At 55.3% G+C, this 19,743-nt stretch carries 20 protein-coding genes; 9 read left to right on the top strand and 11 right to left on the bottom strand.

Features of this window, described 5'->3' with window-relative positions; genetic code table 11:
• Window positions 1-45: 45 nt before the first annotated feature.
• Entirely contained in the window at window positions 46-1,044 is a 999-nt protein-coding gene (locus DEU53_RS10395) for a GlxA family transcriptional regulator (RefSeq protein WP_233501722.1), read from the bottom strand.
• Window positions 1,045-1,152: 108 nt separating this feature from the next.
• On the opposite strand from DEU53_RS10395, the gene DEU53_RS10390 reads away from it, so the two are divergent.
• Entirely contained in the window at window positions 1,153-1,989 is an 837-nt protein-coding gene (locus tag DEU53_RS10390) for an alpha/beta fold hydrolase (protein ID WP_110866972.1), read from the top strand.
• A gap of 82 nt (window positions 1,990-2,071) precedes the next feature.
• On the opposite strand, the gene DEU53_RS10385 is transcribed toward DEU53_RS10390, so the two are convergent.
• Window positions 2,072-3,280 carry an MFS transporter gene (locus tag DEU53_RS10385; protein ID WP_110866971.1) on the bottom strand — a complete coding sequence of 403 codons (1,209 nt, stop codon included), beginning with the start codon at window positions 3,278-3,280 and terminating at the stop codon, window positions 2,072-2,074.
• A gap of 137 nt (window positions 3,281-3,417) precedes the next feature.
• Between DEU53_RS10385 and DEU53_RS10380 the strand changes: the two genes are divergently transcribed.
• On the top strand, window positions 3,418-4,041 hold the full coding sequence (locus tag DEU53_RS10380) for a TetR/AcrR family transcriptional regulator (RefSeq protein ID WP_110866991.1): 624 nt from the start codon (window positions 3,418-3,420) through the stop codon (window positions 4,039-4,041).
• A 5-nt stretch (window positions 4,042-4,046) separates the two neighbouring features.
• On the opposite strand, the gene DEU53_RS10375 is transcribed toward DEU53_RS10380, so the two are convergent.
• Together DEU53_RS10375 and DEU53_RS10370 are read right to left on the bottom strand one after the other, a co-directional pair.
• The gene (locus tag DEU53_RS10375) at window positions 4,047-5,162 is read right to left on the bottom strand and encodes a metallophosphoesterase (RefSeq protein WP_110866990.1); all 1,116 of its coding nucleotides are present in this window, start codon (window positions 5,160-5,162) and stop codon (window positions 4,047-4,049) included.
• Window positions 5,163-5,249: 87 nt separating this feature from the next.
• The gene (locus DEU53_RS10370) at window positions 5,250-5,606 is read right to left on the bottom strand and encodes a MerR family transcriptional regulator (protein WP_110866970.1); all 357 of its coding nucleotides are present in this window, start codon (window positions 5,604-5,606) and stop codon (window positions 5,250-5,252) included.
• Window positions 5,607-5,691: 85 nt separating this feature from the next.
• On the opposite strand from DEU53_RS10370, the gene DEU53_RS10365 reads away from it, so the two are divergent.
• Together DEU53_RS10365 and DEU53_RS10360 are read left to right on the top strand one after the other, a co-directional pair.
• A complete protein-coding gene (locus DEU53_RS10365; RefSeq protein ID WP_110866969.1) occupies window positions 5,692-6,576 on the top strand; it encodes an alpha/beta fold hydrolase in 885 nt (294 codons plus the stop codon).
• Between the two features lie 56 nt (window positions 6,577-6,632).
• On the top strand, window positions 6,633-6,986 hold the full coding sequence (locus DEU53_RS10360; protein WP_110866968.1) for an MmcQ/YjbR family DNA-binding protein: 354 nt from the start codon (window positions 6,633-6,635) through the stop codon (window positions 6,984-6,986).
• On the opposite strand, the gene cybB is transcribed toward DEU53_RS10360, so the two are convergent.
• Together cybB and DEU53_RS10350 are read right to left on the bottom strand one after the other, a co-directional pair.
• Entirely contained in the window at window positions 6,970-7,524 is a 555-nt protein-coding gene (gene cybB / locus DEU53_RS10355; RefSeq protein ID WP_110866967.1) for a cytochrome b561, read from the bottom strand. The two genes, DEU53_RS10360 and cybB, sit on opposite strands and share 17 nt — an antisense overlap.
• 91 nt (window positions 7,525-7,615) lie before the next feature.
• Window positions 7,616-8,110 carry a MarR family winged helix-turn-helix transcriptional regulator gene (locus DEU53_RS10350; protein WP_110866966.1) on the bottom strand — a complete coding sequence of 165 codons (495 nt, stop codon included), beginning with the start codon at window positions 8,108-8,110 and terminating at the stop codon, window positions 7,616-7,618.
• A gap of 204 nt (window positions 8,111-8,314) precedes the next feature.
• Here DEU53_RS10350 and DEU53_RS10345 point away from each other — a divergent pair, with 204 nt between their 5' ends.
• Together DEU53_RS10345 and DEU53_RS10340 are read left to right on the top strand one after the other, a co-directional pair.
• Complete coding sequence (locus DEU53_RS10345) at window positions 8,315-9,463, top strand: MFS transporter (protein ID WP_110866965.1); 1,149 nt, start codon at window positions 8,315-8,317, stop codon at window positions 9,461-9,463.
• An 87-nt stretch (window positions 9,464-9,550) separates the two neighbouring features.
• Window positions 9,551-9,973 carry an NUDIX hydrolase gene (locus DEU53_RS10340; RefSeq protein ID WP_110866964.1) on the top strand — a complete coding sequence of 141 codons (423 nt, stop codon included), beginning with the start codon at window positions 9,551-9,553 and terminating at the stop codon, window positions 9,971-9,973.
• Here the strand turns inward: DEU53_RS10340 and DEU53_RS10335 are convergent.
• Genes DEU53_RS10335 through DEU53_RS10325 form a run of 3 tightly spaced genes read right to left on the bottom strand, consistent with a single transcriptional unit; the run spans window position 9,960 to window position 11,545 of the window.
• Window positions 9,960-10,331 (bottom strand): RidA family protein, encoded by a 372-nt coding sequence (locus tag DEU53_RS10335; protein ID WP_110866963.1) that lies wholly within the window; start codon window positions 10,329-10,331, stop codon window positions 9,960-9,962. The genes DEU53_RS10340 and DEU53_RS10335 overlap by 14 nt on opposite strands.
• 10 nt (window positions 10,332-10,341) lie before the next feature.
• Window positions 10,342-10,806 carry a GNAT family N-acetyltransferase gene (locus tag DEU53_RS10330; protein WP_110866962.1) on the bottom strand — a complete coding sequence of 155 codons (465 nt, stop codon included), beginning with the start codon at window positions 10,804-10,806 and terminating at the stop codon, window positions 10,342-10,344.
• 43 nt (window positions 10,807-10,849) lie between these two features.
• Entirely contained in the window at window positions 10,850-11,545 is a 696-nt protein-coding gene (locus tag DEU53_RS10325) for a B3/4 domain-containing protein (RefSeq protein WP_110866961.1), read from the bottom strand.
• A gap of 43 nt (window positions 11,546-11,588) precedes the next feature.
• Between DEU53_RS10325 and DEU53_RS10320 the strand changes: the two genes are divergently transcribed.
• The gene (locus DEU53_RS10320) at window positions 11,589-12,191 is read left to right on the top strand and encodes a helix-turn-helix domain-containing protein (RefSeq protein ID WP_101761427.1); all 603 of its coding nucleotides are present in this window, start codon (window positions 11,589-11,591) and stop codon (window positions 12,189-12,191) included.
• A 33-nt stretch (window positions 12,192-12,224) separates the two neighbouring features.
• On the opposite strand, the gene DEU53_RS10315 is transcribed toward DEU53_RS10320, so the two are convergent.
• Window positions 12,225-12,365 carry a hypothetical protein gene (locus DEU53_RS10315; RefSeq protein ID WP_225608253.1) on the bottom strand — a complete coding sequence of 47 codons (141 nt, stop codon included), beginning with the start codon at window positions 12,363-12,365 and terminating at the stop codon, window positions 12,225-12,227.
• Here DEU53_RS10315 and DEU53_RS10310 point away from each other — a divergent pair.
• Window positions 12,364-12,858 (top strand): helix-turn-helix domain-containing protein, encoded by a 495-nt coding sequence (locus DEU53_RS10310; protein WP_233501718.1) that lies wholly within the window; start codon window positions 12,364-12,366, stop codon window positions 12,856-12,858. The two genes, DEU53_RS10315 and DEU53_RS10310, sit on opposite strands and share 2 nt — an antisense overlap.
• Here the strand turns inward: DEU53_RS10310 and DEU53_RS10305 are convergent.
• Entirely contained in the window at window positions 12,855-13,184 is a 330-nt protein-coding gene (locus DEU53_RS10305; RefSeq protein WP_110866960.1) for a DUF2000 domain-containing protein, read from the bottom strand. The genes DEU53_RS10310 and DEU53_RS10305 overlap by 4 nt on opposite strands.
• A 484-nt stretch (window positions 13,185-13,668) precedes the next feature.
• Here DEU53_RS10305 and DEU53_RS10300 point away from each other — a divergent pair, with 484 nt between their 5' ends.
• The gene (locus DEU53_RS10300; protein WP_110866959.1) at window positions 13,669-19,644 is read left to right on the top strand and encodes an autotransporter outer membrane beta-barrel domain-containing protein; all 5,976 of its coding nucleotides are present in this window, start codon (window positions 13,669-13,671) and stop codon (window positions 19,642-19,644) included.
• Window positions 19,645-19,743 lie beyond the last annotated feature (99 nt).

Below are 19,743 nucleotides of genomic sequence, written 5' to 3'. Positions count from 1 at the left end.
CGTAATCATGGCAGGAAAACGGCAATTTTCCTGCTGTGATGGGCGTTAATTATGTTGCCGGGTACCAAACCGCTGCCGATACTGGCCGGGCGTGACGCCGGTGAGTTTGCGGAAAATTTTGCGGAAAGCGGAAGGGTCGCTGTAGCCGATCTCCCAGGCGATCTGATCGACCGAACGATTACTCAGCTCCAGCGCGTCGCGCGCTTTCATAATGCGTACCTGCTGCAAATAATCCGTTGGCCGCAGGCCGGTCGCTTTCTGGAAATGGCGCAGAAAAGTACGTGGCGTCATGCTTGCCAGCGCCGACATGCTCTCAATGCTGTGCTGCTCGGCAACATGGGCATGAAGATGATGCTGCGCGCGCAGAATCTGGCTATCACCGTGATCGAAATTGGGGATAAATGCCGAATAGGTGCTTTGCTCGCGTCGCGGCGGGTCGATCAGTAAAAAGCGTGAGGTCGCCAGCATGGTGCCGGTGCCGAGCACTTTTTCGATCAGCGTTAAACCCAAATCGGTCCACGCCAAAATCCCACCGGCGGTAATAATGTCGCCATCGTCAATCACCATATTTTCCACCGCGACGTCTACCGCAGGAAAACGCTCCGACAGCGTCTGCGCAAAGGCCCAGTGCGTGGTGGCGCGACGGTGATCGATCAGTCCGGTTTCGGCCAGCACAAAGGCACCGGCGCACACCGAACAGAGCGTTACGCCTGCGTCATAAAGCTCACTCATCCAGTCGGCGGGCACCTTCATTGGCACCATTTTCGCTGGCACCACCAGACTTGGCGGCGCAATCACGTGGCTCAGGCGATGTGCTGTATCGGGATGGCTATCCCAGACGCAAACCATGTGATCGCTGTGCGCATCAATCTGCCAATGTGAGACACGAATCGTCCGCTTGCGCTCTTCACCCGATATATTCTCGGCCCATTCCGCAGCAATCCTGAACATATCGGTTAAGCCATATATCGCCGCGAGTTGGCAATCGGGATAGATCACCAAGCCAATCTCCGCGACAACGCTGCTTTCGTCAGTTTTTATCATTTGTCAGTTACGGCCCTTAATGTGTCATATTTGACAATATTAGCCACTGCCGCTTTCCATAACAATAAGCCCATCGAACGCAGACAATCACATACAGAGGACTTACTCATGAGCAACGGCATCATCACCACCCAAGACGGCACCAAAATCTTTTACAAAGACTGGGGCCCAAAAAACGCCCAACCGGTAGTGTTTCATCACGGCTGGCCGTTAAGCGCCGATGACTGGGATAACCAAATGTTGTTCTTCCTGGCACAAGGTTATCGCGTTATCGCCCACGACCGTCGCGGCCACGGACGTTCCGACCAAACCGCTAGCGGCAATGATATGACCACATACGCCGCTGACGTGGCAGAACTGGCCAAAGCGCTGGACCTGCGCAACGCCATCCATATCGGTCACTCTACCGGTGGCGGCGAAGTGGCGCGTTATGTGGCGCATGCCGAAAAAGGTCGCGTGGCGAAAGCAGTGTTGATGGGCGCCGTGCCACCAATCATGTTGCAAACCGCCGCCAATCCTGAAGGTTTGCCAAAAGAAGTGTTTGACGGTTTCCGCTCGGCGCTAACCGCTAACCGCGCGCAGTTCTTTATCGATGTGCCAGCGGGGCCGTTCTACGGCTTTAACCGTCCGGGTGCGAAAGTGAGCCAGGGTTTGATCGATAACTGGTGGCGTCAGGGCATGGCGGGCGGCGCTAAGGCGCAGTACGACTGTATCGCTGCGTTCTCGGAAACCGATTTTACCGAAGATTTAAAAGCGATCACCGTGCCGGTGTTGGTGCTGCACGGGGAAGACGATCAGGTGGTGCCAATTGATGATTCGGCGCATAAGGCGATTAAGCTACTGAAACAGGGCACGCTGAAAACCTACCCAGGCTTGTCGCACGGTATGTTCGCGACGCATCCTGAGCAGATTAATCCTGATTTGTTGGCGTTTGCGAAAGCGTAAATTACCGAGTTCACGAATCGTAGCGGCGCAATTATTTGCGCGATAAATCGCGCCGCTACAGCATGTGCAATGTATGTTTACGCTAAGCCACCGGTGTAATGCCGGTTTCCCGGCTGTTCTCAGCCGGGAAACCCTGCTTAGCACGCAGCGCAATTCCCAACGCGACCAACAGCAATAGCAGAATCGCCCACGGAAAAGATTGGGAGCCGACATGTTCCAGCAACATTCCGCCGGTCAAACCGCCGAGGGCGATAGCGCTGTTCCAGGTGACGACATTCATGGAGAGCGCGACATCGGCATATTCACCGGCGGCATCTGCCAGAGCCGTTTGCAGCAGCGTCGCGGCACCGCCGAAGGTGAGTCCCCAAACGGCTATGCCCGCATAGATCACGGCGGGTGTTGGCGTACTCAGACCAAAAATCACCGACACCGCAGCAAAGATGGAGAGTGACAGCAGCACCGCTTTGCGCAGATGCGTATCAATGATCTTACCGGTAATGAATATTCCCCCCAATGCCGCCATACCAAAGATCAGTAGCACCACATCCACGCGATCTGCCAGACCGGCTGAAGCAATGAACGGTGCAATGTAGGTGTAGAGAATGTTATGCGCCAGCATCCAGGTCAGCACCACACCCAGCACGGCACCTACGCCGGGGAGGCGTAATACTGCGCCGAGCGGCATTTTTTGCGTAGCAGATTGGCCGGGATAGTTCGGCACGGCCAGCAGAATCCAGCCGATAAGAATGAGAGAGAGACCCGACATGGCGGCAAATGTCAGACGCCATCCCAGCAACGAGCCCATCCATGTGCCTGCCGGAACACCGAGTGAAAGAGCGATGGGCGTGCCCACCATGGCGAGCGCCAATGCACGTCCCTGCAGCGATGGAACCACCATTCTTCGCGCATAGCCCGCAATCAGACTCCACGCCAAACCGGCTGACGCACCAGCAAAAAATCGCGCTATTAAGATGATGACAACGTCAGAAGAGACGGCGGTAAGAGTGTTAAACAGCAGAAATCCACACACGGTGCTCAGCAGCACAACCCGGCGCGACCAGCTTCGGGTCAGCAATGTGAGCGGAATCGCGGCCAGTAGCGAACCGGCTGCATAGGCGGTAACCCATTGACCGGCCAGCGAGGGGGAAATATTAAGGCCCTGACTGATTTGTGGCAGCAATCCCGCGGGTATGGTTTCAGTCAGGATGCAGATAAAACCTGCCATTGCGAGCGCCAAAAGCGCCAGGATTGGCAGCCGTTGGGCTTCTTCGTGCTTAAATGTTGAATTCATTATTTAGCCTGCTCTTGATTTGCAACAGCGCCGCGAAGCGCCATGGATATATGTATCGATCGGTATTTATATTGCGGAGGCGAGCTGTGCGTTGTCAATGAATTCTGTATCGATTAGTATAAATGGCGGAGGATGTGATGATGAGAACAGGCAGACCAAGACAATTTGATCGGGATGAAGCAGTGATCAAAGCGATGCACCTTTTCTGGGAAAACGGCTATGAATCAACCTCGCTGGCGCAGCTCAAAGCCTCGATAGGCAAAGGCATCACCGCGCCAAGCTTCTACGCCGCGTTTGGATCGAAAGAGGCACTCTTTGCTGAAGCCGTGAACTGTTATTTGCAAACCCATGCTCAGGTCACGGAAGCTTTGTGGGATACCCGCGTGCCCGCTCGGCAGGCGCTGGAAACCGCGCTGCTCAACTCCGCCAGAATGCAGTACGATCCTGCGCATCCGCGTGGATGCATGGTGGCGCTAAGCGTGATGTCTTCCTGTTCTGAGGAAAATCGCCACGTGCTTAAACCGCTTGAAGCATCGCGCATGCGCACCCGTGAAGGGATAAAGCATTGCGTTGAAAGAGGGATCGGCAGCGGCGAGTTGCGGGATGAGGAGGAGACGCTTTCGCTGGCGGTCAGCTTCAACAGTTTTATGCTGGGGATCTCAACCCTAGCGCGCGATGAAGTTCCTCTCCACGAGGTTGAGCGCGGAATCGCGCAGATGATGAGATTGTGGGATGCCTCGCGGGCAATCCCACAATCTTAAGGGCGTTACGGTTTGCGCTGCAGCGTAATGCGGGTCAACTCTGAGGGGCGGCCCAAACGCACCGCCATGCCAGGCCAGAGCGCGGTACCATTGTTGACGTAGAGCTGCATGCCGTCGACCTGATACAAACCCGACACGAAGCCCGCGTTGGGTTTGGCAAACAGGCGATCGAAGCCAACAATCAGGCCGCCGTGCGTGTGGCCAGACAGCTGTAGATCGATGTTTTTCAGTGCGTTTTGCCGGGCGTTGCGCGGCTGGTGGTCGAGCAAGATCACCGGAGCGTCTTCCGGCGCACCGGCCAGCGCCAGTTCCAAATTGGGGCCAACTGCGCCACGTCGTGCTGCTGACGTATCCGGCATGCCGGCGATCACCAGCTCGGCGTTATCGCGCTTAATCACCGTATGGCGATTGAGTAACGGCTCCAGACCTAGCGACGCCAGATGTGCGGTCCAGCGCTCCTGCTCAAAGAAATATTCGTGATTGCCGGTGATGGCGAAAACGCCATCGCGCGCGTGTAATCCGCGCAGCGGTTCGACGTCCGCACGACGGTTCTGCAGCGTGCCGTCAATCACATCGCCGGTGACCAGAATCAGATCGACGTCCAGCATCATGGCTTTTTGCACTAGCGCGCGCGTCCATTTCTCATTAAAAAGTTTGGTGATGTGCATGTCCGTTAACTGCAACAGTTGATAGCCTTCGAATTCGCGCGGAAGGTTGTCGATTTCGATGGTCACATCTTTGATGGGCGGAACGCGGATAGCCTGATAAACGCCAACCGTGGCCAAAATCAAGGCAAACGCCGCCGCCACATAACGCACCGCGGGTACGATTTCGAACGGATGGCGGAACAACAGTGAAACCAGCGCCACCCCATCAATCACAAACTGCGTCAGCGCGAGGAATAAAACGGCGCTGAAACCCCAGTTGAACAGGATGACGATGGCGCGCGGCATTTCCGGCGAAAACATGCTGCCAGAGGTAAAACGGCTCACCAGCAGATATTGCGAAGCCAGCAACACCAGCAGAGAAAGGATGATTTTTAACAGCAAGGGCATTGCTAACGGGAACAAAAATCGGGCGATCACATACCAGCTCGGTATGCTGAAAATCAGATGGAACATCATTCACTTCCCTGGTATAAGAGCGCTGATTTAGCGCAAAAATTTATCCGCAAAGAACATTACTACCGCCCTGTTGATAAAACCGCATCATCGAGTGATGCCTTCAGCCAGCGTGGCCATCAGCAATGCCCGACGAGATTCGAGTTCACTAATTTGGCGTTCAATATCCGCCAGTCGCTTATATTGCACAGCCTGAGTTTCCGGGCAGAATGCTGCCCCTTCGATCATGCGCATGCAATCCGGAAAAGAGCAGATTTCGGCAATGCTGAAACCGGTATTGATGAGCCGTTGAATCTGGCGCACCTGGGTTATCGCCTGTGGCGGGAAAAAACGGTATCCATTGCAGGCACGTGTTGAAGTTAGCAGATGATGGCGATCGTAATGACGAATGGCGCGCACGCTCACGCCTGTCTCTCTTGCCAGCTCTCCAATTGATAACTGCATAAGTGACTCCCCATAAAGCGGCTTGACTCTGACATAAGTGTCAGGGTTCAGGATAGCCGGGAATCATTCATTTAAGGAGATTTTTATGCTGTTACTTTTTAAACGCACACTGTTTAGCGTCGTTCTCATGCTCTTTTCTGCCACGCTGTTTGCCGCTGAGAAGCAATACACCATTACCGCGCCAGATGGCGTGAAGCTGGCAGTACAGGAATCAGGTAATCCTGATGGTTTACCTATTGTGTTTATTCATGGTTTGCTTGGCAGCCACTTAAACTGGGAAAAACAGATCAGTGATGCGCAGTTACAGCAACGCTATCGGCTGATTACATTCGATATGCGTGGTCACGGTTTATCCGACAAGCCTGAACAAGAATCAGCTTACCGCGATGGGAAACGCTGGGCCGACGATCTCCGTGCAGTAATTAATCAAAGCCATGCAAATAAGCCGTTATTAGTCGGATGGTCATTGGGCGGGGCGGTGATCACCAACTATCTGGCGGCCTATGGTGACGGTAATATCAGTGGCGCTATCTACGTCGACGGCGTGGTAGAGCTCAATCCCACGTTGATTCCGGCGCATGACGTATATGGCGCAATGACGGCAAGTGATTTGAAAACACATCTGGATGGCGAGCGGGCATTTCTGCAGCTGTGTTTTTACCAGCAACCGGACCGCACCACCTTTGAACGCCTGCTGGCCAACGCCGCGCTGGCTGCGTGGCCCATGCAAAGAGCGGTGCCCACCATGACCATTGCATTAGAAAAAGGAGTAAAAAATGTGCGTGTGCCGCTGCTGTTCATCTACGGTGAGCATGATGCATTGGTGAATCCTGCTGCATCTCTCGCCAGAGTAAAGCGTATCAATTCGCGCATTCAGATACAGATGTTTGCCGATTCTGGCCATGCGCCATTTATCGAAGAACCTGCGCGTTTTAATCGAACACTGGCAACTTTTGCTTCAGCTTTATAAAGTCTCAGGGCCGCCATCTTCGGCGGCCCTTATCCCGCGTTCACCACGGAGGATGCATGCAACGCCAGCAGCTGTTCGACTACATCAATCAGCACTATCAGGTAGAACCCGATTATCCGTGGAAAAAGCACAGTGAGTATGCAGTGCTGCGTCATCCGCGGCACCGCAAATGGTTTGCGCTGGTGTTCCCGCTGGAGAGTCACAAACTCGGTTTACCGGATGGGCCGGTAATTGATGTGATGAACATCAAAGCGCGACCTGAACTGATTGGGTCGCTGCGCCAGTTGCCCGGCGTTTATCCGGCTTACCACATGAACAAAGAGCATTGGCTGAGCATCACGCTGGAGAACGGCTTACCGGATAGCGAGATTCTGGCGTTGCTGGATGACAGCTTCAGTCTGACGTTTTAGCGCGCGAGCGGCGCGCAGGCATCATGCGCATTAACGTATTGTCTTTGAACAGATAATGGTGCGCCAGCGCGGCCACGGCATGAATGCCGATCAGCCAGTATCCGTAAGGCGCGAGGGTTTCATGCCAGTCCGCAATCATGTCGGCGAAATCCGGATCCGGATCGCCACTCACCGGCATCGGAATGCCAAAAATCCACCAGGTGCGGCCCATATAGAAGCGCGACAAAATGCCCAGCGTGGGTAAGACAATGAAAAACACATAGATCGCCAGATGCATCAGATGCGCCAGGCCGGTTTGCCAGTGCGGCGGCTTGGGCAGAATCGCCGGGCTGCGATGGCGAAAACGCAGCAGGATGCGTGACAGCATAATCACCAGCACACAACTTCCTGCGCTGAAGTGACCAATAATCATGGCAAAGCCTTGCCACGAACCGCGCGTCGCCAGTCCACGAAATTCCATGGTGCAATACGCAGTGACGACCAACAGGAAGGTCAACCAGTGAAGAAAAATCTGCGATGGGGCGTATTTATTGCTCATTTTTAATCCGTAAAAAGGCCTGGCGGGACGGTTACTTTAATGGAAAATGCGCTGAATTAATTCATTATTTGACACATCAGCAACAGCGTTTTTACCTTTCCGCTTCTGTTGCCACCAACAATTGACTCAGCAAGGTTTTCAGCTGCGCTTGCTGCGCTGCATCCAGCGTTTCCAGCAGGCTATTTTGCGTTTGCGAGTGTACCAGCAGGGCTTGCTCGATCTTCGCTAATCCTTCTTCAGTCAGCGCCACCAGCATGCTGCGCTTATCGTCGGGATCGGCAACGCGCACAATCGACCCCACTTCTTCCAGCCGATTGAGGCGATTGGTCATCGCGCCCGATGTCACCAGCAATGATTTATACAGCTGAGTCGGCGATAAGCGATAGGGCGCACCCGCGCGCCGCAGCGTCGCCAGCACATCAAATTCGCCATCGCGAAATCCAAACGGTGCCAGCGCTTCAGCGCGCGTTTTTGCCAGATGTTTCATGATGCGCAGCATGCGACCAAATACCGCCATCGACGATGCATCCAGCTCCGGCATCGCGCTGGCCCACTGTTCAACTACAAAATCGACGTGATCGGTCAAATTGATTTCTCCTGATGCTGTTGTTGCCTGTTTGCACAATCCGTAGCGGCGCGATTCATCGCGCAATAAATTGCGCCGCTACGGATTGTGCGGTGATTAATATTCGCCATCTCATCCCCATTTGTTGCTTTGTGCGCATGGGCTGTTGCTGCTGCGAAAAGTATCTTAACGTTAAGATACTTTTAATGAGCATGGAGATGCAAAGTGAATCGTACTTTACCTGCGGTTGGGATGTTTGCCTTACTGGTTTTTGTTATCGCACTGAATTTGCGGCCGATTATGGCGGCGATGGGGCCGCTCTTTCCGCTGCTGCAGCGCGACGCGCAGCTCAGCGCCACGCAGCTTAGCCTGCTGACCACGTTGCCGGTCATCATGATGGGATTGGCGGCGCTGGCCGGGCCGCTGCTATTGCGCCGGCTCGGCGAAGTACGCGGTATCGCTGCCGGATTGCTGTTGCTGGCGCTGGCGAGCGTCGCGCGTGGGTTCGACCAATCTGCCACAGCGTTGATTACCAGCGCGCTGGTGGCGGGTTGCGGTATCGGATTGATTCAGGCCTTAATGCCAGCGCAGATCAAACGTCACTTTGGTGCGAAAGCAGGCACGCTGATGGCGCTATTCACCACCGGGATTATGGCAGGCGCAGCGATTGCTGCCGCCAGCGCCGCACCATTGGCGAAATCGCAAGGTTTAGCGTTAACGCTGGCAATTCCTGTTGTCCCCGCAGTCATCGCGCTGTTGCTGTGGTTGACGTTTTCACGCGGCGTAACGCCAATGCAAAGCAGCCAGGCTCCACGCACTGCTCGCTCACCGCGTGCCTGGCTGTTGATGATCTTCTTTGGCATTGGCACCGGCGCGTACACCTTGGTGCTGGCGTGGCTGCCGCCATTTTACATGCAGCACGGCTGGCAACCTGAACAAAGTGGCTATGTGCTGGGCGCGCTCACGCTGACGGAAGTTGCCGCGGGTTTTGTGCTGTCGGCGTTGATTCATCGCTTCTGCGATCGTCGCCGTCCGTTGCTGGTGGTGTTAACTTTGATTCTGCTGGGCTTGATCAGTCTGCTGTGGCTTGGCGGGGCGCAGGCGTGGCTGCCTACATTGCTGCTCGGATTAGGCATTGGCGCGCTGTTCCCGCTCTCGCTGATCGTCACGCTCGATCACGCGCGCACGCCGGAAGAAGCGGGCGCATTGCTCTCCTTCGTGCAGGGCGGCGGTTATTTGCTGGCGGCGTTGATGCCGCTGATCGCTGGCATCGTGCGTGACCGCGCCGCCTCGCTCGATAGCGCGTGGATAATCATGAGCGTGGGCATTGTGTTGCTGATGGTGATGGCGCTGCGGTTTAAAACGCAGCGATAAACGCACGGCACAGAATGTGATAAAACGTGGGGCAATTTTTAACGCAGGGTCGTCATTTTTGACGGCCTGGCAAACCAAGGAGCAACCATGTCGCCACAAGTGGGAATCGGCGTTTTAATTTTCCGCGATGGAAAACTGTTATTAGGGCGACGCAAAGGCAGCCACGGCGCGGGCGACTGGTCTGCGCCGGGCGGGCATCTGGAGTTTGGCGAATCGCCGGAAGCCTGCGCGCGTCGTGAAGTGCTGGAAGAAACTGGCTTACAGCTTGGTGAACTGCAAAACGGCGCATTCGTTAGCGATGTGTTTCCCGAGGTCAACAAGCACTACATTACGCTACTGATGGTGGCGCAGGACGCAATCGGTGAACCACAACTGATGGAGCCTGAAAAGTGCCACGGATGGCAATGGTTCGCACCAGAGAATCTGCCGCAACCGCTGTTTGCGCCGCTGCGCACATGGATGGCACGCGATGGATTGGCGGCGTTACAGGCGTTGGCTACAGGGCGATAATCGCCTCGATCTCAATCTTTAAATCCGGCGAGAAAAGTTGACTAATTTGTACCAGCGAACTCGCCGGCAGATGTTCGCCATAATGTTTAAACAGCACGCCGCGTAAGACGTTGATCTCATCAAATGAGGTGATAAAAATCGTCACCTTGATTAACTTTTCCAGCGAACTCTTTTCTTCAGCCGCGATGGTATGCAACTGCTGGAATATAGTTTCTGCTTGTGTAGCGATATCAGCTTGCTGCGCTGGCGTACCGAAAGCGGTCAAGCCAGAGACATATAAAGTTTCATTGTGCCTTACCGCGTGCACATAAGGCGCTTTGACTTCACCCAATTGCGGATAGTTTTTACGCATCAGCATCTGCTTCTCCTTAAACAATGTTTAGAACCATCACCGTAACATCTTCATCAGCAATCTCGCGCTGCTCCACATCCTGCCAGCCGAAGCGGCGATAGAGCGCTTGTTGATCCGGCGTATACAGCCACAACGCGGTGATCCCACGCTGACGCGCTTCGGTAATTAAGCGCGTTACCAAATCACTCGCCAACCCTTTTCCACGATGTGTTGCGGCAGTAATGACTTCGCCGAGCCAAAACTCGCGCTCGGCGATATCGTGCAGTTCGTAATGGATAATGCTGGCGGTCGCCATCAATTCGCCATCGCTTGTGGTGGCCACCAGCGTCAGCGTTTTGGCCTCGACGGCATTGCGCGCCTGTAATCGCTGCTCAATCACTGCCGCATCGCGCCAGTTGGGGAAATCTGACCATTCTTGATGCAGCATTTGCGTCACCGCATCCAAAAACTGTGGCTGTTGTGCCAGCAGGCTGATGTGCATTCCGATTCCTAAAAGGTGGCAGGCGAGAGTGACAACATAGCGATTAGTGATTGATATTGCCAAGTATACTGCGTTCGATAATAGCGCCGGGCATCATCTGCTGAATACCTTGCTCCAGCATATCGCCCGCATGTTGCAATGCTTCGAGTGGCATCGCCGGTAATCGCTCCAGCACAAACCACATCTGCGTTTGCTCAATACTGAGACGCGTGCGCACACCTTGTCGCCAGTTCCAGCGACGACAGGTTACGCCTGCGTCATCCCGCCACACCACTTCACCAGGTTCGGGAGATTCATGGCTCAAGACGCCTTCTTTATAGACATCGAAGGGTTCGCTGCCATCGGCGCGCGTCAGCCGCGGGTTCCCCACGTAAGCGGCCACATTCTCACCACCAACCGGAATGGCGAAACGAATGCTCACCGCATTGTAGAGATCCACGATTGGATCGATGGCTGCCATTGATCCGTCGCGCTGCACGCGCTTGCGCAAGGCATCTGCCGAACAGGGCGTACGTTTCGGTTTGGCACCAAAATGTTTGAACATTTCCGTCCATTGCGTCAGATGTGCTTCAGCCCACGGAAAATCATCCTGCAGCATATCGCGACAAGCTTGTACGAGGGCTTCTTTACCAACTTGCGGACGCAACACTGGCGCAGCCTGAACTAAAATGCTGAGCGCGGTAAAGTCAGGCGCTAAGGCAGAAACGGAAGGATCGATTGACGGGCTTAAGGCGAACATAACATAATCCTGTAATGACTAATTTATTCCATGATAGTGACCGATGAAGACAAAAGTCAATAAATTGACCGAAGCAGGTTCTGATATCGACTATGTCAGCGCCGCCGTTTCAGCCAGCGTCAAAAGTTTCCGCCAACAGCAAAAACTGTCGCTGGATGAGCTCTCGCGCCGCGCGGGCGTCAGTAAAGGCATGTTAGTTGAGATTGAAAAAGGCAGCGCGAATCCCAGCATCGCCATTTTGTGCAAAGTGGCGGCAGCGCTAGGAATATCGGTGGCCGATATTGTGAATGTCACCGCCGATCCGCTGGCGCATCTGGTTGCTGAAGAGGACATTCCAATACTTTGGCAAGGGGACAAGGGCGGTACGGCGCGTTTGCTGGCGGGCACGCAAGGCCCGGATATGATCGAGCTATGGCGTTGGGAGATGTTCCCCGGCGAACAGTTCGCCTCGCCGGGCCATCCGCAGCGCACTTACGAACTGCTGCATGTCGAGCAAGGTGAACTTACGTTGACGGTTGATGAACAGCAGTTGCAGGTGCCGCGCGGTAGTTCAGCGGTGGCGAAAACCGCCGCACCGCACAGTTATGCGAACCTCGGCGAACTGCCGCTGGTTTTCACCATGGCAGTCGCCGAAATTCACAGTTAACCCACTTCGTTCGCCAGCGCCACCGCATCTTTGTCAGCTGGAATGCGCATCGGTCGCCGCACGCCACACCGCTTCCGCCACATCCAGCGCCTTGGTGGTGGGTTGTGGCTGCTGCATCGTGCTGAAAACGCCATCTAACAGCGGCTGATACGGCTCAAGCTGCGTGTTCTCCATGCGCGGCGAATCGCGCCTGACCACGCTTGTGCAGTTAGTGATGGATGAGTGCCGCGCACAGCGTCCGGCGCGTCATGTGGTACTGGAACGCTTGCTAGAGCTGCTGTTAATCGAAGCGCTGCGATCAATGCCGATCTGCAATGCGTGTCCGGGCGTGATGAGCGGGTTAGCCGACGGACGGCTGGCGGCGGCAATCCGCGCCATCCATGCAAACCCTGCGCACAGCTGGACGGTGGCCGAACTGGCGAAAGCCGCCGCGCTGTCACGCTCCTCTTTCTTTGTGCGTTTCCGCGAAGCGGTTGGCGTGGCGCCGATGGTCTACCTGCTGACGTGGCGCATGGCGCTGGCGAAAAATCTGCTGCGCGGTAAAAGCATGGCGGTAGCCGAAGTGGCAGAGCGCGTTGGCTATCGCTCCGCCAGCGCCTTCAGCGTGGCATTCAGTCGCTACGTCGGCCAGCCGCCGGCGTGGTTCGCCGCCGAAGAGGATGTTTAGCGATAAAGCTTCAAATTGCCGGTTAAACGGGTAATTTTTTTCTTAGGACCGATCAAACCGATCGCCACCAACTCAATCTGATCGCTGTGCGCGTCAGCAATACGTTCGCCATACTCTTCGTACGTTTTGCAGGATTGCGCCAGCGGCGCGTAGATGACGCCGGGATAATCAACGCCATCCTGGCTTTGCTGATTCGGCCCCACCAAATTTCCTGGTAATTTGCCAAAACTAATGCCGATAATGCTGGCAGCGTTCATTGCCAATCCGGCGGGCAGTTGCTGATCAATCAAGATGGTGCAGCGATGGGTGTTTGCGTCGAAATCCATGTTGAGTATTTCACCTTGAGTGGGAATGCAAAAGTAAGCGATCGCTGGAGTATAAATTCCGCACATTTTGTAGCGGCGCGATTTATCGCGCAGTTGGAGATGCAGAGTATGTTTGTACTGCAGGAATTAAAGGGATTAGCGGCCTGGCCTTTGGCTGAATAAAAGATTCGAATAAATCACAATGAATTCATGAGAGTTTTATTAAATCCCATATAGCTTACTTGATGTTTCAATATCATCATCTTTACGACTATTAGATCCGGATAATTATAAAATCACCCTGGCTTAATTCCTAAATCCTTTCTCCCACCTCACAAATCCTTAACTCAAACTGGACGCTTGCCAGCTAAAGCGTAGATACTCATTTCACCCGATTTCAAACATTAAAAAGCTGAAACAAAATAATTCGATTACTTAAACAAACCTAAAGCGCAACGGTAATAATCCGTGCGCGTATTGTCTTTTCTCTGTTGAGGAAAACATTGTGTTTAAATTAAATCCGGTGTTACTAAGCCTTGTGGCTGCGCAAGGCGTGATGTTTCCTGTGTTGCCGACAACGGCTGCGATATTAAAGCCTTATACGCCTGAAATTAATGACAATAAAGTTGGTGCTTACTGTTTATGTAATGGCAGCACGCAAACGCTGAGCGGATTGCCGCAGTTCGCGCCGGGTGAAAACGGTACGGGCAGCGTAACGATTGGTGAGTTGCGCAATATTGGGCGAATTATCAATGACAACGTGATTGGCGCGGCGCGGCTGCAAATCGGTGCGCAGAATTACGCTATTGGCATCCCCAATTACGAAGAAAATACCTACACCACCTATCAGGTATTTAATACTGCAGAACTGGTTGATTTACCTGCTGTAGGTCTTGATACCGTAGTGCCAGATTATTTTGATGTAAACGACAAACAATATATCAATGCGCGTGTCGCTTCCGTCAGTAATGGCACGCTGAATATCGATATTGGCAAGCATAACGCGGCGACGACGTCTTCCAGTAATAGCTGGTCGATGGCGGCGAAGCAAAGCCAATTATTTACCGCCAGCAAAAAAGGCAATTTGAACTGGAATTCAAATAACCGCATCGCTTTCACCGCCGGCACCACGCCGTACGGTGGTGATCGCCTGGCTTATGATGTTGGCAACGTGGTGCAATACGCGGGTGTGTTCACCGTCAATACACTGGATGGCGGCACTAACACGTTCAACGTCACTAATCTCAATGAACTGCGCAATTACAACGACTGGCTGATCGATCAGCTCTCCAACGCCAACCTCAGCACCGAAAGTTACAACACAGAATTCAATAAGGCCTACGCGCTGCGCGAAGGGCGCGTGGTGTATCGTATGAGCACCAACAACTTCGATGATGAAGTGGCGCTACCGATATTCGATCAGGTGGTGCTTAGCGCCGATGGTCCGAAGGCGACAGTGAAAATCAATCGCGGCAAAACGCTGGAAGTGGTGAACAGCAACAGCGCGGTGATGCGCGCCAGCAACGGGGCGAAGGCCATAGTCGATGGCAAACTTGCCAGCACCGGTTCTGGCCTCGAGTTGCTTAGCGGCGCGCGCGGCTTCAACAACGGCGTCATCAACGCCGGTTTTCTTAATAACGCCAATGGCAAAGGCGTCGATATCAGCTCGGTTGGCGCGGGCGGCAGCGCGGTCGACGTCAGTTATGAAAGTCGGTTTATCAATCGTGGCGTGATCAACCTGCAACCCGGCGCGGGCTTCAGTACCGGCATCAATGCCTACAACAGCAAAGTGGTTAACCACGGCAACATCAACGTTGGCGTCAGCGATGTCAGCAGCGGCGGCACGGCGGCGGGCGTCTTGCTGAGCAGCGATGGCAAAGGCGGTTTCGTTAACGCCAAAGACGGCATCATCTACATCGGGCGCACGCCGCAAAATCGCAAAAATGATCCCACCGAAGATGTCGCCGTCAATCTAAGTGGCGGCGCCAGCGGCATCTATCAATTTCTTGATTCAAAAGCCGTGAATAATGGCCACATCGTGATTGGATCCAAAGTGCAAAACGCGGCAGGGATGAAGGTGGAACTCGCGCCTCACGCGGTTACGCTGAACAATGGCGTCATCGACGTTAACGGCAAGGCGCAAGTTCAACCCGCCGAGAACGTTGGCATGTTGGTGCTGGATTCCGGCAGCCTTGGCAAGGTTGGCAATATCGGCACCATCAATGTCAACGGCTACAACAGCACTGGCCTAAAAGTCATCGCGCGCGATGGCAATGACTCCGTGGCATTTTCCAGCGGCGCGATCAACGTGCCTGGCGATGGCGATCGGTTTGTTAATTCCTTTAACACGGCGGTATGGGTGAAGGGCGATCCGGGCGGCACGGCTTACGCGAAACTGACCGGACCGATCCGGCTCGGCGGAAGCTCGAATATTGGTATTCGTGCCGAAGGGCTTGCGGTGGTTGATGTCAGCGCTAATGCGGTGCCGGTATTCGTGCCTGATCCCAACGTGTATACCGCACGGCATATCAGTTTTTACACCCTTGGCCCCAACGCCAAAATCAACTTGCCCGCCGACGGCAGCTACAGCACCACCGTGCCGTACGGCAATATTTTCCGCGTTGCAGATGGGGCAGATTTTGACGGCACCGGCCGCACGCTTTCCATGACCAACTCCTTCGCCACGGGCGTGTACGGCAGCGGTGAGTTCACCGACGTCAACACCAATGGCGCGACATTCAACGTTGCCGGCAATTACGCGCGTGCTATTGAGATCAGTGATGGCGCGCACGCCACCATTGATGCGGCGACCCGCATCAGGCTGCTCAGCAATGGCGCGACCGGCGCGGTGGCGGATGGCAATAAATTCACCCTGACAGGCGACCCGATCAATCCGCAAACCCAGTTCAATCCCGATACGCTGCTGGTCAACCATGCGGCGCTCAGCGGCGTTGCTGATAATCAGCAGGCGCTGGTTGTCAGCAATCACGCCCAGTTGATCAATACCGGCGACATTACCTTAGGCGGTCAGAGCACCAACGGTATTTATGCGCAGAATGGTGCCTTTGCCTTCAACCGTGGCGATGTCACCGTGACGCGCAGCAGCACCGGTCTGTATGCGTACGGCAATCCCGAGTACACCGATGGCGTAACGCCGACTGAAGTTATCAATATCGGCTTGCTCAATGTGTATAACGTGGATGCCGAGAGTTTCTCACCCAGCAGAGGATTGATCTCCTATCATGAGCTGGCGCGCTTCTATCAAAACGGCACCATCAATTTGTTTGGCTCAAACGCGCTGGCGGGCGCGGTGTTTGCCGGTGGACTACTTGATTTAGGTGATGGCAATCGCGTGGTGTTCCACGACAGGAACCAATACGGTTTTCGCGCCGCGGATCCCGGCACGCGTTTGATCAGCCACGGCGGCAGCGTTGATGTCAGCACTGAAAACTCAAGGCTATACGAGATTGTCAACGGCGCGTGGCTGTATGCCGAAACGCCAGGCAATGTAACGCTCAGCGGGGAAAACAGCACTGGGATGGAGGTGAGCGGATACGACGCGATGGTTTCCCGCACCGACAATTACACCGTGACCGGCAAAAATGCCACCGTGATGCGCGTCAGCGGCAGCGCCGAGGGCGTGATCACCAGCGGCATTGCCCTGAATGGCGAAAACGGCACCGCGGCGGTGGTCGGCGGCGATGAGTCGGAAATCTACGCCGCCTCGCAAATCATCGGTAACGGCAGCAATAGCACCGCTTTTGATGTGAGCGGTGGCGCACGGTTGTTTAATCAGTATCAAGGCGTCGTCGATCTCACCGGACCAAACAGCACCGGCGCGCGCGTGCATGACGGCGGTAACTTCATTAACCGTGGCAGCATGCGTATCGCGTCGGGCATCGGTGTGGATGTCAGCAGCGGCTACGGCCAATACGTACCGGTGGACAGTTCCCTGCGCGTTGATGACGGCACCGCAGCGTTACGCGTTGGCAACGGCGGCTGGCTGAGAATCTACGGCGACGGGCAGGGCGCGAGCAATATTTATGCGATGGGCAAAGCCGATGGCTTGTTGCTGGATCATGGCGCGCAGGGCTTTGAAGCCAACGACATCATCCTCGGCGCTTATGGCAGCGGCAGCGTAATCAACAACCGCGCGGAAACCAGCAATATCTCGCTGGATAACGTGATGCTCGATGTGAGCGGAGGCAACGGCGTGCGTTCGGCGACCTCATTTGATCCTAATGGTCGCGCGTTGATCAACGTCAGCGGTGGTGCTACCGGTTATCGCTTCGAAAATGCCGATGGCTCAACCACCAGCAACGATCTGGTGATCGGCAAGGATTACGCCATTCTGGTTTCCGGCCAGGGTACCGGCGTTCGCGCTAACACCAGCGGCAAGGTGATTTCGCAGGGCTCAATTGGCATTCGCGATTTCAACGGCGGTTCGGCGATCGTCACCAGCACCGCCAGCCAGGTGATCAATCAGGGTTCGATTGCCTCACTCAGCCGCGTCTCTCCGCTGATCGATCTGCGCGGTGGCGATACGGTATTTATCAACCAGGGCACCATCTCCGCGCCGTTCCCGGATCAGGTCGTCGTAGCCGGAGGCGCAGGCAATGATGTGATCGCGCTGCTCGATGGTGCGGTGGTCGGCGATGTGAATACCGGCAGCGGCAGCGATGAACTGGTGGTGGCCGGCGGCACGCTGAACGGCAGCCTGACGATGGGCAATGGTGCGGCGAATCAGGCAACGGTGCAGAGAGTCAGCCTGGCCGATACCCGTCACATCACCACCGAAAACGGCGCTGGCAGCACGCTCAATCTCAGCGAACTGACGGCGCGCGGCGGCTCGTTTACCCGCGATGATGTCAGCAAAGGCACCAACCTCGGCGCGGGCTGGAGCACGCTCAACTTCTTCGCCACCCAATGGACGCTAACCGACAACATCAAGCTGGCGCACAGCACCATCAATATCGACGCCGGCAGTACGCTGTTTGCCGGTGATAACGTCAATCCGCTGCTGCAAGGCGCGACCGATGATTCGCTGGTGGTAAATAACGCCGGTACGCTGGATCTCACTAACGGCGGCAACGCGGCGGCGAATGTTTTAACCATTGATGGCCAACTGGCATCGGCGGGCGGCAGCCTGAAACTCAACTCTACCGCCACGCAGAGCGACAACCTGCGGGTAAACGGCAATGTGTCGGGCACCACCTTGATCGACGATACGCTGATCGGCGGCCCGCAGCTGGATAGCAATCGCGATGGCGTGATTGCCGCCAGCGAAGGTGTGTCGCTGGCGCAGGTAACCGGCAGCGCCAGCGCAACCAGTTTTGCGCTCAAGAGCGGCTATGTGGCGTCCGGGCCGTGGCAATATGGTTTAGCCAGCTTCGCGCCGGGCAGTTCAACATCCGGTGCGTGGGATTATCGACTCGCTAACACCTTTGTCTGTGAAGACGGTTCGCTGTGCCAGCCACAAGCGGGCAGCAATCAGCGTGCCGTGCGGCTGGCCTTTACGCCGCAGGTGCCGTCCTACATCTCCGCGCCGGTGGGTTTGGCGTATTACTCGCTGGCGGTGACCGACGATCTGCATAAACGTCTCGGCGAACTGCGTCAGCAGCAAACCGCGTCCGATGCCGTGGGCGGCGAGATGTTTATCCGCTATCTCGGCTCCAACCTGAAGTATCAAAGCAATCGCGGTTTGGCCGATTACGGCTACGATTTCGATCTGGATTACAGTGCGGTGCAGCTGGGCGGCAACGTGCTGCGCGCCGACGGCCCACAAGACAGCTTGCGCGGCGGCGTGGCCTACACGCGTGGTAATACGCGCATTCGTCCTCATGCAGCCGACGGTTACAGCTCTACCAGTTTCGACAGCGACAGCATTTCGCTGTACGGCACCTGGCTGCGCGACAGCGGATTCTACCTCGATGGCTCGCTGAGTTGGGGTTGGTATCGCGGTGAAACCGACATCGCCCGGCAGAAAGAGGTGGCAACGCCGAAAGGCAAAGGCTGGACGGCGTCGTTGGAATCGGGCTATCCGTTCACCTTCGCCAACGGCGTGCGCCTTGAACCGCAGGCGCAAATCACCTGGCTGCAGATGAAGATGGACAGCTTCACCGATCAGGATCGCACGCGCGTGTCGTACAACGATTACGATCAAACCATCGGCCGACTCGGCGCGCGCCTCGATCGCACCTGGCTGGACGCCAGCCAGAATGCCTACACGCCGTACGTTCGCGCCAATTACTACAAAGGCTGGGGCGGCACCGCGAAAACCAAAATCGGTGCGGCGGATACTGAAGGCAGTCAAATCTTCGAAAGTGGCAAGTTTGGCCAGATGTGGGACGTTGGTTTAGGCGGCAGCGCCACGCTGAATAACGACGTTGCGCTGTATGCCGAAGCCGATTACCGCAAAGAGATCGACGGCAACGGCGCCAAAGGCTGGCGCTATAACGCGGGCGTGAGGTGGTCGTTTTAAAATTCAGCCTGTCCATCGCGCATGCTGGAGTGCGTCAATATAAGTGGTTTTCAACCCCTCAAGGATGAGGGGTTAGAGGTGATTTAATGCCTGGCGACC

Origin of the sequence: Pantoea sp. AG1095 (genome assembly GCF_003208415.1) — a bacterium.
In the GTDB taxonomy this organism is placed as follows: Bacteria; Pseudomonadota; Gammaproteobacteria; order Enterobacterales; family Enterobacteriaceae; genus Pantoea; species Pantoea leporis.
This window is presented reverse-complemented; position numbering and strand designations above follow the sequence as displayed.

Bases quoted from the DNA above. Each gene is read 5' to 3' on its own strand.
- DEU53_RS10335 (WP_110866963.1), bottom strand. From the start codon at position 10,331: ATGCTGATGCGTAAAAACTATCCGCAATTGGGTGAAGTCAAAGCGCCT.
- DEU53_RS10365 (WP_110866969.1), top strand. From the start codon at position 5,692: ATGCTGTTACTTTTTAAACGCACACTGTTTAGCGTCGTTCTCATGCTC.
- cybB (WP_110866967.1), bottom strand. From the start codon at position 7,524: ATGAGCAATAAATACGCCCCATCGCAGATTTTTCTTCACTGGTTGACC.
- DEU53_RS10325 (WP_110866961.1), bottom strand. From the start codon at position 11,545: ATGTTCGCCTTAAGCCCGTCAATCGATCCTTCCGTTTCTGCCTTAGCG.
- DEU53_RS10330 (WP_110866962.1), bottom strand. From the start codon at position 10,806: ATGCACATCAGCCTGCTGGCACAACAGCCACAGTTTTTGGATGCGGTG.
- DEU53_RS10375 (WP_110866990.1), bottom strand. From the start codon at position 5,162: ATGTTCCATCTGATTTTCAGCATACCGAGCTGGTATGTGATCGCCCGA.
- DEU53_RS10385 (WP_110866971.1), bottom strand. From the start codon at position 3,280: ATGAATTCAACATTTAAGCACGAAGAAGCCCAACGGCTGCCAATCCTG.
- DEU53_RS10340 (WP_110866964.1), top strand. From the start codon at position 9,551: ATGTCGCCACAAGTGGGAATCGGCGTTTTAATTTTCCGCGATGGAAAA.
- DEU53_RS10370 (WP_110866970.1), bottom strand. From the start codon at position 5,606: ATGCAGTTATCAATTGGAGAGCTGGCAAGAGAGACAGGCGTGAGCGTG.
- DEU53_RS10305 (WP_110866960.1), bottom strand. From the start codon at position 13,184: ATGGATTTCGACGCAAACACCCATCGCTGCACCATCTTGATTGATCAG.
- DEU53_RS10310 (WP_233501718.1), top strand. From the start codon at position 12,364: ATGCGCGGCGAATCGCGCCTGACCACGCTTGTGCAGTTAGTGATGGAT.
- DEU53_RS10320 (WP_101761427.1), top strand. From the start codon at position 11,589: ATGAAGACAAAAGTCAATAAATTGACCGAAGCAGGTTCTGATATCGAC.
- DEU53_RS10380 (WP_110866991.1), top strand. From the start codon at position 3,418: ATGATGAGAACAGGCAGACCAAGACAATTTGATCGGGATGAAGCAGTG.
- DEU53_RS10390 (WP_110866972.1), top strand. From the start codon at position 1,153: ATGAGCAACGGCATCATCACCACCCAAGACGGCACCAAAATCTTTTAC.
- DEU53_RS10395 (WP_233501722.1), bottom strand. From the start codon at position 1,044: ATGATAAAAACTGACGAAAGCAGCGTTGTCGCGGAGATTGGCTTGGTG.
- DEU53_RS10315 (WP_225608253.1), bottom strand. From the start codon at position 12,365: ATGGAGAACACGCAGCTTGAGCCGTATCAGCCGCTGTTAGATGGCGTT.
- DEU53_RS10360 (WP_110866968.1), top strand. From the start codon at position 6,633: ATGCAACGCCAGCAGCTGTTCGACTACATCAATCAGCACTATCAGGTA.